We start from the raw sequence: 12,190 nt of genomic DNA, 5'->3' as shown, positions 1-12,190 counted from the left end.
AGCATAGCTGTGGTCGCGGAACGGCGGCGGACGGGGCAGGCAATGACCTTCGACTACGATCTCTTTGTCATCGGCGGCGGCTCTGGCGGCGTCCGGGCGGCGCGCGTGGCGTCCGGCGAGCACGGGGCGAAAGTGGGCCTGGCCGAGGAAAGCCGGATGGGCGGCACCTGCGTGATCCGGGGTTGCGTGCCGAAGAAACTGATGGTCTTCGCCAGCGGTTTTCCCGGCCTGTTCGATGAGGCGCGGGCCTATGGCTGGCAGGCCGAACCGGCCCGCTTCGACTGGCTGGCGTTCCGGGCCCGGCTGGAGGCAGAGCTGGATCGCCTGGAAGCCGCCTACCGCAACACGCTGAAGACCGCGGGGGTGATCGTCCACGACACCCGCGCCACCATCGCCGATGCGCATCGGGTTCGGCTGGCGACGGGCGAGGAGTTCACTGCCAAGCATATCCTGGTCGCCACCGGCGGCTGGCCCTTCGTGCCGGAATTCCCCGGATCGGAACTGGCGGTGACCTCGAACGAGATGTTCCATCTCGACGCCCTGCCGAAGCGGGCGCTTGTGGTGGGCGGCGGCTATATCGCGGGCGAATTTGCCTGCATCCTCAACGGCCTGGGGGTCAATGTCACCCAGTACTACCGGGGTGCCCAGATCCTGCGCGGCTTCGATGACGAAGTGCGCGGCCATGTCGCCACTGCGATGCGCGAGGCGGGGATCGACATCCGTCTCGGCGCCGCCGTCACGAAGCTTGAACGGGCCGCAGGCGGTATCCGTGTCATCGGCTCGGACGGGTCGGAACGTGAGGTCGACCTGGTGCTCTACGCCACGGGCCGCCGCCCGAACACTGCCGGGCTCGGGCTTGAGGCGCTGGGGCTGGAACTTGGCCGCGATGGCGAAATTCCGGTGGACGCCTACAGCCAGACCGCGGTGCCCTCGATCTTCGCGGTGGGCGATGTGACGGGCCGGATCAACCTGACCCCCGTCGCCATCCGCGAGGGTCATGCCTTCGCCGACACGGTCTTCGGCGCGAAGCCCACGGCCTTCGATCACCGGCTTGTCGCTTCGGCGGTCTTCACCCAGCCCGAACTGGGCTCGGTCGGCCTGTCCGAGGAAGCCGCGCGCGAGCAGGAGCCGATCGAGGTCTACGCGACCGCCTTCCGCCCGATGAAGACCGCCTTCGCGGGAAAGGCGGACCGGGTGCTGATGAAGCTCGTCGTCTCGCGGGCCTCGCGCAAGGTTCTGGGTTGCCACATCGTCGGGCCGGAAGCGGGCGAGATGATCCAGCTTGCCGCCATCGCCATCGGCATGGGGGCGACAAAAGAGGATTTCGACGCCACCTGCGCGGTCCATCCGACCATGGCGGAAGAGCTGGTGACGATGCGAAAACCGGTGCGAACGGCCTGACAAGGGGTCGCGGTGGGTTGATTTCCGGCTGGATATGACCAGCTTAGGGACAAGTTGAAGAAGAGGTTCTGATCAATGGCAGGAAGTGGCGGCCCCTGGGGCGGCGGCGGTTCGGGCGGAGATGACCGGGGCGGCCGGGGCAACAACGACGATGACGACCGTCGCGGCGGTCGGCGCGGCGAAGGTGGGCCGCAGATCCCCGAGATCGACCAGTTGATGAAACGCGGTCAGGAACAGCTGCGCGTTCTGATGGGCGGGCGCGGCAATCGCGGGACGGGCGGTCCCGGCGGCGATCCCGGCAGCCCGATCTTCACCCGGCAGGGCATGGCGCTGGGCGTGCTGGCGCTGGTCGCGGTCTGGGCGTTCATGTCCTTCTACACCGTGCGGCCCGAGGAACGCTCGGTCGAGCTGTTCCTGGGCGAAAGCTCGGGCGTCGGCGACCCCGGCCTCAACTTCGCGCCCTGGCCAATCGTGACCTACGAGAAGGTCCAGGTTACCGGCGAGCGCACCACCGACATCGGCACCGTCGCCGGCAGCACCGACAGCGGCCTGATGCTCACCCGCGACCAGAATATCGTCGACATCGGCTTCCAGGTGGTCTGGAACATCTCGGACCCGGAGAAATATCTCTTCAACCTGGCCGACCCGGAAAACACCATCCGGGCCGTCAGCGAAAGCGCGATGCGCGACATCATCGCGCGCTCGGAACTGTCGCCGATCCTGAACCGCGACCGGGGCGTCATCGCCGCCGACCTGCGGACGGCCGTGCAGGCGACACTCGACAGCTACAACGCCGGGATCACCGTGATCCGCGTCAACCTCCAGGTGGCCCAGCCCCCGCGCGAGGTGATCGACGCCTTCCGCGCCGTGCAGGCGGCGCAGCAGGAACGCGACCGGCTGGAGAAGGAGGCCGACGCCTATGCCAACCAGGTGACGGCGGGCGCAAGGGGTGAGGCGGCTCGGCTGCTCGAGGCCGCCGAAGGCTACCGGGCCGAGGCGGTGAACTCTGCGCAGGGTGAATCCGCGCGGTTCCTGTCGGTCTATACCGAATATGTGAAGGCGCCTGAAGTGACCCGGCGGCGGCTTTACCTCGAAACCATGGAGCGGGTGCTCGGCGGCATGAACAAGGTGATCCTCGACGGTGTCTCGGGCGGCGAGACGGGGCAGGGCGTGGTGCCCTTCCTGCCGCTGAACGAGCTGGGCCGGATGACCCCGGCGCAGGGCGCAGGCCAGAACGCGGGCCAGAATGCGGGCCAGAATGCGGGCACCACGGGAGGGAACAACTGATGCGAGTCATGTATGTCGTTCCGGCGCTGGTCGTGCTTCTGGTGCTGGTGCTGTCCTCGGTCTTCATCGTCGACGAACGCAAGAAGGCGCTTGTCCTGCAATTCGGCCAGGTCATGCAGGTGAAGGAAGATCCCGGCCTCGGCTTCAAGATCCCGCTGGTGCAGGACGTGGTGACCTATGAAGACCGCATCCTCGGCCTGCAAACCCAACCCATAGAGGTGACGCTGCTGTCCGACCGCCGCCTGGTGGTCGACGCCTTTGCCCGCTGGCGGATCGTCGATCTGGTGGAATTCCGCCAGTCGGTCGGCACCGGCGGCGAGGATCGGGCGCAGCAGCTTCTGGGCAACATCCTGTCGCAGGCGATCCCGGAAGTGCTGGGCAATGCGACGCAGGACCAGGTGCTGTCGCAGGACCGCTTCGAGCTGATGGGCCAGATCCTGACCATCGCCAAGCGCGAGGGCGCGGCGCTGGGGATCGACGTGATCGACGTGCGCCTGACCCGCACCGACCTGCCCGAGCAGAACCTCGAGGCCACCTTTGCCCGGATGCGCGCCGAGCGCGAGCGGGAAGCGGCGGACGAGAAGGCGCGGGGCGGCGAGGCGGCGCAAAGGGTGCGCGCGGCGGCGGACCGGACGGTGGTCGAGCTGACTTCGGATGCGCGGCGCCAGGCCGAGGTGATCCGAGGCGAGGCCGATGCCGAGCGGAACCGAATCCTTGCCGAAGCCTACGGCCAGGACCCGGAGTTCTTCGCCTTCATCCGCTCGCTCTCGGCCTATGAGACAAGTCTGAAGGGCGGCAACTCCAGTATCGTGATGCAGCCGGACAGCGAGTTCTTCGACTACCTGCGCTCGGATCGCGGTCCGGGGGCCCCGGTTCCGGCCCCCGCGGCGCCGTGAGCCATCTGGTCCTGGCACTGGGTCTGGTGCTGGCGGTGGAGGGGCTGGTCATGGCACTGGCCCCCCGCCGGATCGAGGACGCGCTGCGGCTCGTCGCCTCGCTCGGGATCGACCAGCGCCGGGTGATCGGGCTCGTCGCCCTGGCGCTCGGCGTGCTTCTGGTCTGGCTGGCAGGGCCTGGATGACAAATTCCTTCACATCCCTTTGAAGCGCCGCGACAGGGTTTGCATTGCGATGGCCTTTCACTAACTGTTTGTTCAGCACCGAAGCGGCAGGGTCCCCGCAGGGATGCCACCACCGCCCGTCCCGATGAACAGGAGTTCGCATCGTGCCCGATCTCACCCCCACCATCCGCAATGCCCTGCGGTCCAGCACGCTTCTGGCGCTGGTCCTGGGCTTCGGCCTCAGCGTCGCGCCCGTCACCGAGGCGCAGGCCTTCGGCGCGCCGGAAAGCTTTGCCGAGCTGGCCCAGAAGATCAGCCCGGCGGTCGTCAACATCACCACCAGCGCGATGATCGCCGCGCCGACCGACGGGATGCCGATGGTGCCGGAAGGCAGCCCGTTCCAGGATTTCTTCGATGATTTCGGCGGTCCGGGCCAGGGCGGCCCGCAGCGGTCGGAAGCGCTGGGTTCGGGCTTCGTGGTTTCCGAGGACGGCTATATCGTCACCAACAACCACGTCATCGAAGGCGCCGACGAGATCGAGATCGAGTTCTTCTCGGGCGAACGGCTCAAGGCCAAGCTGGTCGGCACCGACCCCAAGACCGACATCGCGCTCCTCAAGGTGGAAAGCGACAAGCCCTTGCCCTTCGTGACCTTCGGCAACTCCGACCTGATGCGGGTGGGCGACTGGGTCATGGCGATGGGCAACCCGCTGGGGCAGGGCTTCTCGGTTTCGGCGGGGATCGTTTCGGCGCGCGGTCGGCAGCTCCAGGGCTCTTATGACGATTTCATCCAGACCGACGCGGCGATCAACCGCGGCAACTCGGGCGGGCCCTTGTTCAACATGGACGGCCAGGTCGTCGGCGTGAACACCGCGATCCTGTCGCCCAACGGCGGCTCCATCGGGATCGGCTTCTCGATGGCCTCGAACGTGGTGACCAAGGTCGTCGACCAGCTGAAGCAGTTCGGCGAAACCCGGCGCGGCTGGCTTGGCGTCCGCATCCAGGACGTGACGCCGGACATCGCGGAATCCATGGGTCTCGCCGATGCCAAGGGCGCGCTTGTGACCGACGTGCCCGACGGCCCGGCAAAGGACGCCGGCATCCAGTCCGGCGACGTGATCACCCGTTTCGACACCAATGACGTGGCCAGCGCGGGCGACCTGACCCGCCGTGTGGCCGACGCCCCCATCGGCGAGGCGGTGCCGGTGATCGTGCTCCGCGACGGCCGGACCGAGACGCTGGCCGTCACCCTCGGCCGCCGCGAGGATGCCGAGGCGAAGACGATGCCCGCCTCCTCGCCCGCGCCTGACGCCCCGAAGCAGATGGAGACGCTGGGCATGACGCTTGCGCCGCTTGACGACGACATGCGCTCGCGGCTCGGCCTTGACGCTTCCACCCAGGGGCTGATGGTAATGAAGGTCGACCAGGCCTCGGAAGCCTTCACCAAAGGCCTCGTCGAGGGCGACCTGATCACCGAGGCGGGGCAGCAGAAGGTGGTCCGGCTTCAGGATCTGGAGGATATGATCAAGCAGGCCAAGGACGCCGGTCGCAAGTCGATCCTGCTTCTGGTCCGCCGCAGCGGCGATCCGCGCTTCGTTGCGCTGTCCATCGAATAACGCCGGCAGATCATAGTGTTGACTGGCGGCGGGTTCCACTCGCCGCCAGATTTCTTTCGCAAGAGGTCTGGCAAACTCTGCCCTGAAAGCAGTGACCTTCGTGCCGGAAGCCTGCTCCCCGCCCCCTCTGGCAAATTCCGCCGGACTGGCCTATGTCACGGGGCGGACGAGCCCGGGAGCTTTGGAATGGCGAAGATCACTTACGTCGAATACAACGGCAAGGAGCATGTGGTCGAGGTCGCGAACGGCCTCACCGTGATGGAAGGCGCGCGCGACAACGGTATCCCGGGGATCGAGGCCGATTGCGGTGGCGCCTGCGCCTGTTCCACCTGCCATGTCTATGTCGATCCGGCCTGGGTCGAGAAGCTGCCGAAAAAGGACAGCATGGAAGCCGACATGCTGGATTTCGCCTGGAACCCCGACCCGGTCCGCTCGCGCCTGACCTGCCAGATCAAGGTCACGGATGCAGTCGACGGTCTGCGCGTCGAGATGCCGGAAAAGCAGATCTGACTGGCGCCGCTCGTCGGTGCCTTCTCCCTCATCGCGACGAGAAGACGAAGTCGCACGAGGAGCCTTCAGTCGCCCTTGGCCAGCCGGTCCGCCTTGCGCCGGACCAGCATCGAGCGCAGGTCGTGCATCGCCAGGAGCAGCGCATCCGTCACCGCTTCCAGCTGCGCATCCGTCGCCCGCGCCTGCGCCCATTGCGTTGTCAGGTTCAGGTGATCGACCGTACGCAGGATGTCGTCGACCTCGCGCGCCGCCAGCTGCGCCTGCCGTGCCGCCAGCCATTCCCCGATCGCCGCCCGGTCCGCGGCGGTCAGCTCCACCTCGCCATGCGGCTTGATGTTGCCGTTCTTCACGTTGACCGTGGCGATCTCGTCCATCTCGATCCGGCGCTGCCGGTTCTCCGTGCCCAGCCGGAACACCACCGCGCCGTTCTCGCGCACCCGGAAGTAATAGTCGGGAAGGTCAGCCGTCATCGCGTTCCCCCGCGTCGCGGTTGTCGATCACGCGCAACAGGCTGCCGTTCTCATCGACCATCGCGAACATCCGCGGCGCGGCCCCTTGCTTGAAGAAGCCGGTCAGCCGGGGGATCGACTTGTGGTCGGATGGCAGACCGGCAGCGCGCCATTCCGCCAAGAGGGCATCGGGATCATCGACCCGGATGCAGGCCGAGAACCAGCTGCTCTTCGGGTCGCAGCCGGGATGCGGAAAGAACTCCAGCACCAAGGGCCCGCGTTTCAGGATCATCCAGCCCTCGTCGCGGAAGTCCTCGCGGAAGCCGAGCGCGCCGTAGAATGCCGAAGTCGCCGCAAGATCGCGGGCCGGAAGATTGGCGGTGATCCGGTCGGCCATGATGTCCTTTCAGACCAGTGCGGCACAGAACTGCTGGATGCGGGAGCAGGCCTCGCGCAGCACTTCGTCCGAGGTAGCGTAGCTGACACGGAAGTTGGGCGAAAGGCCGAAGGCAGCGCCGAAGACCACCGCCACCCCGGTTTCCTCCAGAAGCGCCGTCGCGAAGACTTCGTCGTTGGAGATCACCGTGCCCGCCGGCGTGGCCTTGCCGATGCAGCCCGAGATGTCGGGGTAGACGTAGAACGCCCCCTCGGGCTTCGGGCAGCGGATGCCCTTGGCCTGGTTCAGCATCCCGACCACCAGGTCGCGCCGCCCCTGGAACACGCCCCGCCAGTCGGCCAGGAACTCCTGCGGGCCGGACAGCGCCTCCAGCGCCGCATACTGGCTGACCGAACAGGGGTTCGAGGTCGACTGCGACTGGATCGTCCCCATCGCCTTGATCAGCGCCACCGGCCCCCCGGCATAGCCGATCCGCCAGCCGGTCATCGCATAGGCCTTCGAGACCCCGTTGCAGGTGAGCGTCCGGTCATAGAGGCCGGGTTCGATCTCGGCGGGTGTGCAGAACTCGAAATCGTCGAAGACGAGATGTTCGTACATATCGTCCGACATCACCCAGACCTGGGGATGCCGCATCAGGACATCGGTCAGCCCCTTCAGCTCTTCCTTCGAATATCCCGCCCCGGTCGGGTTCGACGGGCTGTTGAAGATGAACCACTTGGTCTTCGGCGTGATCGCCGCTTCCAGCTGTTCAGGCGTCAGCTTGAAATCCGTCTCGATCCCCGCCACCACCGGCACCGGCACCCCGCCCGCCAAGAGCACCATGTCCGGATAGCTCACCCAGTAGGGCGCCGGGATGATCACCTCGTCGCCCGGGTTCAGCGTCGCCATCAGCGCGTTGTAGAGGATCTGCTTGCCCCCGGTCCCGACGCTGATCTGCGACGGCGTATAGGTCAGCCCGTTCTCGCGCAGGAACTTGGAACAGATCGCCGCCTTCAGCTCGGGGATGCCGTCCACCGCCGTATAGCGTGTTTTCCCTGCGTCGATCGCCCGCTTCGCCGCCGCGCGGATATTCTCGGGCGTGTCGAAATCTGGCTCGCCCGCGCCGAGGCCGATCACGTCCTTGCCCTCGGATTTCAGCTGTTGCGCCTTGGTCGTCACTGCGATGGTGGGCGAAGGCTTCACGCGGGCAAGCGTGTCGGACAGGAAGGCCATCGGTCAGATCTCCGGCAAGCGGTTTGCGATTGTCGGCTGAAGGTCTTAGGGTGGCCCCCCAACCGACACAAGCGATATCGAAAGAAGGAGAGGCGTGATGGCGGAAACAAGCCCCGAGAGCCGGTGGTATGCGGCGGATGTGGCAACATTCGGTGACCGGCTGGCAGGTGCGCGCGAAGCGGCAGGACTAAGCCAGGAGGACCTGGCGAAGCGGCTGGGCGTGCGGCTGACCACAGTGCAGAACTGGGAGGACGACGTGGTCGAGCCGCGCGGCAACCGGTTGCAGATGCTGGCGGGAATGTTGAATGTCTCGCTGACCTGGCTTCTCACTGCCGAGGGCGATGGACTGGACGCTCCCGACGCGGCACCGATCCAGTTGGGAGCCGAGGCCGAGGCGGCGCTGGCCGAGTTGCAGCGGCTGCGCGCCGGGGCGATTGCGCTGGCCGACAAACTGGCGCAAGTGGAACGCCAGATGCGGCAGGCGATGTGCAAGGCGGCATGACCGGAAAGGCCGGGGGGGAGCGGACGGTGGAGACGAAGGAAGCACGCCTGAAGCGGATGGCGATGCGGTCCTGGCGCCGCGGCACCAAGGAGATGGACCTGGTGCTCGGTCCCTTCGCCGACGCGCATCTGGCAAGCCTCGCCGAGGCCGACCTGCTGACCTATGACGCGCTCCTGGCGGAAAACGACCAGGACCTGATGGACTGGATACTCGGCCAGTCCGCGCCCCCGGCGGCGCTTGCCCCGCTCCTGTCCCGGATCACCCGCTTCGCCGAAACCCGCCTGAAAGGCAGAAAACCGACATAAGTTCTCGGCAAGTTTACGGAATGTTTGCGCTTTGTGCCGATTCTGCCCCCGTCCGAACGGTGGAGAAACGGTATGACAATCTATGCCCCGGTGCTGGACGGATCGCAGAAGGCGTTCCTGTCCTGTTACCTTGACAACCTGGCGCTGGTCGAACGGCTGCACCGGCTGCTGCTCGACGTGATCAAGGACGAATTCGAACGGCTGAACATTCTGGAGATCAACTCGGTCCAGGCGCTGCTGCTGTTCAACATCGGCGAGAACGAGGTGACGGCCGGGGAGCTGAAGTCGCGCGGTTACTACCAGGGCTCGAATGTCAGCTACAACCTGAAGAAGCTGGTGGAACTGGGCTACATGCACCATCAGCGCTCGGAAGTTGACCGCCGCTCGGTCCGCGTGAAGCTGACGGAAAAGGGTCGCCATGTCCGGGGGCTCCTCGCTGACCTTTTCGCCCGGCATTCCGACGGGATCGAAAGGCGCGGGCTGATCGACGCCTCCGGCATGGACGAGATCAACATCTCCCTGAAGCGGATGGAGCGGTTCTGGAGCGAACAGATCCGCTACATCTACTAGGGTCGCGCAAAGGGCAGGTTGCGGGCCTCAGGGGGTCAGGGCGCTGTTCAGCCGGGCTTCGTCAAGATAGCCTCCGAAGGCATTGATCCGGGCCTGGGTCGTTGCGTCCATCATCACTTCCTGCGACGCCACCATGCCCAGCATCTCGAAGGCCTTCTGCATGGCGACGGCCGCATTGCCCTCGGCTGCGACGGCGGCCTTCGCCTCGCCCGCGCATCTTTCGGTCAGCAGCGACATCACCAGGTTGGCCACGTTCTCATCGGTCTCGGCCAGCTTGGAGGTGTCCATGCTCACGGTGTCCTGCACGATCGGGTGGGAAGCAAAGGCAAAGGTGATCCAGCGGGCCAGCAACAGGCGGTCGTCGCCATTGGTTTTCCCGATCAGGCATTGGCCGAATGTTTCGGTCTCCGGGGTCGCGGCCTGGGTGGACGCGGCAGCCAAGCCAAGGCTGGAAACAAGCAAGGCGGTGAGAATACGCATGGATCAATTCCTTTCCTGGCAGCACGCACCGGGTGCTGCACGGGAAGCGTCGCGTAGCGGGGGCCTTGCGTCAAGCCGGGCGGGGATGCGGGGTCAGTTCACCTTGCGGGCGGGCAGGAAGGGCAGGGGGGCGACCGGCAGGCCATCCTCGATCATTGCCCGCGCCTCGTCGGGCCTCGCCTCGCCGTGGATTGTCCGCTCCGGCGCGTCACCGGCATGGATCGCCCGCGCCTCGGCGGCGAAGTTCATGCCGACATATTCCGAGTTCTCCTCGATCTGCCGACGAAGCGCAGCGATCTTTTCCTCCAGGTCCGACGCAGGGGCCGCAAGATCCGGTTTCGCGGGCAGGGCCTCGGCCTTGCGGGCGGGGCGGACGGCAGGAGCCATCAGCCCCTTTTCCACCTGTGCCGAGCCGCAGACCGGGCAGACCACCTGACCAGCCGAAACCAGGGTCGAGAAGGCCTCGGCCCCCTTGAACCAGCTGTCGAAGCCATGCCCGGCCTCGCATTTCAGGCTGTAGCGGATCATCGCCTTGGTCCCGCGGTCTTGACGGTGAAATACCTAGGCACCGCGCCGGAAAGATCAATGCCCCTTGCGCTTGCGGCCCAGGGCAGAGGATGCGGCATCATCGTCGTCATCCCCCGCGATCGGTGCCGCCCTGCCCGCGACCGGCGGCAGGAAGCCCGCGATGATCGTTGCCAGCTCCGGCTCGGCCACCAGGGTTGCGGCTTCAGCAAGCGAAAACCACTTGCGCCGCCGCTCCTTCATCTCGGGGAAGCTCCTGGCCAGCTTGTCGACCCGCATGCCGTAGACCGCCACCGCGCAGGGCACCGACGAAGTGACCGACAGGCATTTCTGATAGCCATAGCGTCCGATGCAGAGCGGGTTCATCTCGCCCGAGACACCGGCCTCTTCCCAGGCCTCCTGCGCCGCCGCCGCCTCGGGCGACAGGCCCGGCATCGGCCAGCCCTTGGGGATCACCCATCGCCCGGTGTCCCTGCTGGTGATCAGAAGCACTTCCGCCCCCGCCTCGCCAAGACGCCAGCACAGCGCCCCATACTGCATCCGGGTGCCGTTCATCCCGGCCCCTTGTGCCGCTATCTTGTCTTGCCAGCCCATGTCACGCCTATTTGGCCGCCCGGTTACCGGGTCTCGCCGCTGCCCGTTGTCCTCAAGAACGAATATGACATGGAAAGAGGCGAAATTACAGTGAATTCCCATGGAATTGATCGCGGGCGGGGTCGGAATGCCCTACCTTCCGGCAGCATGAGGCACGAGGACATCAAGATCGGCGACCGCAAGGCCCCTCCGGCGCCCGGTTGCGACCGGCGCCGGCGAACCGAATGATCCGCGCCTTCCTCGGGATCGACCTGCCCTCCGCGATACGCGGCGCGCTTCAGGTCCAGCAGTTCCTCCTCCCCCTGCCGCGCAAGGTGGACCCCGAAAGCCTGCACCTCACCCTCGTCTTCCTGGGCGACTGCCCTGAACCCGCGCTCGACGCCGCGCATGAGGGGTTCGAGGCCCTGCGCGCCCCCGGCTTCCCTCTCTTCCTGCAAGGCCTCGGCCTCTTCGGCAAGGACAAGCCCCGCGCCGCCTGGGCCGGGGTCGCCCCGTCGCCTGACCTTCTCCACCTGCAAGCGAAAGTCGAAACCATCGCCCGCCGCGCCGGCTGCCCTGTCGAGGCGCGCAAATACCTCCCCCACGTCACTCTCGGCCGCTTCCCGCCGCCGCCCGACACCCTGCGCCTGGAACGCGCCATCGCCCTGGGCGCCACCTTCCGCAGCGGCCCCTGGGATGTCACCGAATTCACGCTCTGGCAAAGCCACCTGACCTCCCGCGGCGCGCAGTACCAGGTCCTCGCCCGCTACCCGCTGACCCCCCTGGCTTGACAGCCGATGCGCCCTGACGCACCACGGTCGGCAAACACGGAGACGCCCATGAAGATCGCCCACCGCGAGATCGGCCCGAACCACCCACCCCTCGTCATCGCCGAGATCGGCATCAACCACGGCGGCGACCTCGCCGTGGCGAAGGAGATGGTCCGCCTCGCCGCCGGGGCGGGCTGCGAGATGATCAAGCACCAGACCCATATCATCGCAGACGAGATGACCGAGGAGGCGAAGTCGATCTTCCCGCCCAACGCCGATGTCTCGATCTGGCATGTCATGGAACGCTGCGCCCTCACCCTCGACGAAGAGGCGGACCTCAAGCGCTACACCGAAAGCCTGGGCCTGATCTGGATCTCCACCCCCTTCAGCCGGGCGGCGGCCGACTGGCTGGAGACGCAGGACGTCCCCGCCTACAAGATCGGCAGTGGCGAGGCCGACAACCTGCCGCTCATCCGCCACATCGCCCGGAAGGGCAAGCCCGTGATCCTGTCGACGGGCATGCAGACCATCGA

The 12,190-nt window shown here is 66.5% G+C and carries 17 protein-coding genes; 11 read left to right on the top strand and 6 right to left on the bottom strand.

Annotated elements, in window-relative coordinates; all coding sequences use genetic code 11:
- Positions 1-42 precede the first annotated feature (42 nt).
- The 6 genes from gor to JNJ68_RS01235 all read left to right on the top strand — a co-directional run bounded on the left by gor (position 43) and on the right by JNJ68_RS01235 (position 5,874).
- A complete protein-coding gene (gor, locus tag JNJ68_RS01260; RefSeq protein ID WP_294977994.1) occupies positions 43-1,401 on the top strand; it encodes a glutathione-disulfide reductase in 1,359 nt (452 codons plus the stop codon).
- Between the two features lie 75 nt (positions 1,402-1,476).
- Positions 1,477-2,688 (top strand): FtsH protease activity modulator HflK, encoded by a 1,212-nt coding sequence (hflK, locus tag JNJ68_RS01255; protein WP_294977992.1) that lies wholly within the window; start codon positions 1,477-1,479, stop codon positions 2,686-2,688.
- Positions 2,688-3,584 (top strand): protease modulator HflC, encoded by an 897-nt coding sequence (locus JNJ68_RS01250; protein WP_294977990.1) that lies wholly within the window; start codon positions 2,688-2,690, stop codon positions 3,582-3,584. Before hflK ends, JNJ68_RS01250 begins: the two co-directional genes overlap by 1 nt.
- Entirely contained in the window at positions 3,581-3,769 is a 189-nt protein-coding gene (locus JNJ68_RS01245; protein WP_294977988.1) for a DUF2065 family protein, read from the top strand. Before JNJ68_RS01250 ends, JNJ68_RS01245 begins: the two co-directional genes overlap by 4 nt.
- Positions 3,770-3,912: 143 nt before the next feature.
- Complete coding sequence (locus JNJ68_RS01240; protein WP_294977987.1) at positions 3,913-5,364, top strand: DegQ family serine endoprotease; 1,452 nt, start codon at positions 3,913-3,915, stop codon at positions 5,362-5,364.
- Positions 5,365-5,550: 186 nt separating this feature from the next.
- Positions 5,551-5,874 (top strand): 2Fe-2S iron-sulfur cluster-binding protein, encoded by a 324-nt coding sequence (locus tag JNJ68_RS01235; protein WP_294977985.1) that lies wholly within the window; start codon positions 5,551-5,553, stop codon positions 5,872-5,874.
- 65 nt (positions 5,875-5,939) lie between these two features.
- Here JNJ68_RS01235 and JNJ68_RS01230 read toward each other — a convergent pair whose 3' ends face one another.
- The 3 genes from JNJ68_RS01230 to JNJ68_RS01220 are packed head-to-tail and all read right to left on the bottom strand — an operon-like array spanning position 5,940 to position 7,932.
- Entirely contained in the window at positions 5,940-6,344 is a 405-nt protein-coding gene (locus JNJ68_RS01230) for a hypothetical protein (RefSeq protein WP_294977983.1), read from the bottom strand.
- On the bottom strand, positions 6,334-6,720 hold the full coding sequence (locus JNJ68_RS01225; protein WP_294977981.1) for a bleomycin resistance protein: 387 nt from the start codon (positions 6,718-6,720) through the stop codon (positions 6,334-6,336). The genes JNJ68_RS01230 and JNJ68_RS01225 overlap by 11 nt, the downstream gene beginning before the upstream one ends.
- A 9-nt stretch (positions 6,721-6,729) precedes the next feature.
- Complete coding sequence (locus tag JNJ68_RS01220) at positions 6,730-7,932, bottom strand: pyridoxal phosphate-dependent aminotransferase (protein WP_294977979.1); 1,203 nt, start codon at positions 7,930-7,932, stop codon at positions 6,730-6,732.
- 97 nt (positions 7,933-8,029) lie between these two features.
- Between JNJ68_RS01220 and JNJ68_RS01215 the strand changes: the two genes are divergently transcribed.
- The 3 genes from JNJ68_RS01215 (at position 8,030) to JNJ68_RS01205 (ending at position 9,309) form a co-directional block, all read left to right on the top strand.
- On the top strand, positions 8,030-8,434 hold the full coding sequence (locus JNJ68_RS01215; protein ID WP_294977977.1) for a helix-turn-helix transcriptional regulator: 405 nt from the start codon (positions 8,030-8,032) through the stop codon (positions 8,432-8,434).
- Positions 8,431-8,739, top strand: coding sequence for a succinate dehydrogenase assembly factor 2 (locus JNJ68_RS01210; protein ID WP_294977975.1), 309 nt, complete (start codon positions 8,431-8,433; stop codon positions 8,737-8,739). The genes JNJ68_RS01215 and JNJ68_RS01210 overlap by 4 nt, the downstream gene beginning before the upstream one ends.
- 72 nt (positions 8,740-8,811) lie before the next feature.
- Entirely contained in the window at positions 8,812-9,309 is a 498-nt protein-coding gene (locus tag JNJ68_RS01205; RefSeq protein WP_294977973.1) for a winged helix DNA-binding protein, read from the top strand.
- A 27-nt stretch (positions 9,310-9,336) separates the two neighbouring features.
- Here the strand turns inward: JNJ68_RS01205 and JNJ68_RS01200 are convergent, their stop codons facing one another.
- From JNJ68_RS01200 to JNJ68_RS01190, 3 genes are all read right to left on the bottom strand, one after another.
- A complete protein-coding gene (locus tag JNJ68_RS01200) occupies positions 9,337-9,789 on the bottom strand; it encodes a hypothetical protein (protein WP_294977971.1) in 453 nt (150 codons plus the stop codon).
- 93 nt (positions 9,790-9,882) lie between these two features.
- Complete coding sequence (locus JNJ68_RS01195; RefSeq protein ID WP_294977969.1) at positions 9,883-10,317, bottom strand: DUF1178 family protein; 435 nt, start codon at positions 10,315-10,317, stop codon at positions 9,883-9,885.
- Positions 10,318-10,371: 54 nt separating this feature from the next.
- Complete coding sequence (locus JNJ68_RS01190; protein WP_294977967.1) at positions 10,372-10,869, bottom strand: NUDIX hydrolase; 498 nt, start codon at positions 10,867-10,869, stop codon at positions 10,372-10,374.
- A 263-nt stretch (positions 10,870-11,132) separates the two neighbouring features.
- On the opposite strand from JNJ68_RS01190, the gene thpR reads away from it, so the two are divergent.
- Positions 11,133-11,678, top strand: a complete 546-nt coding sequence (gene thpR, locus JNJ68_RS01185) for an RNA 2',3'-cyclic phosphodiesterase (RefSeq protein ID WP_294977965.1) — start codon at positions 11,133-11,135, stop codon at positions 11,676-11,678.
- A 48-nt stretch (positions 11,679-11,726) separates the two neighbouring features.
- The coding region (locus JNJ68_RS01180; protein ID WP_294977964.1) for an N-acetylneuraminate synthase family protein at positions 11,727-12,190 on the top strand (464 nt) is incomplete at its 3' end.

Source organism: Tabrizicola sp. (assembly GCF_016793705.1).
Lineage (GTDB): Bacteria > Pseudomonadota > Alphaproteobacteria > Rhodobacterales > Rhodobacteraceae > Tabrizicola.
This window is presented reverse-complemented; position numbering and strand designations above follow the sequence as displayed.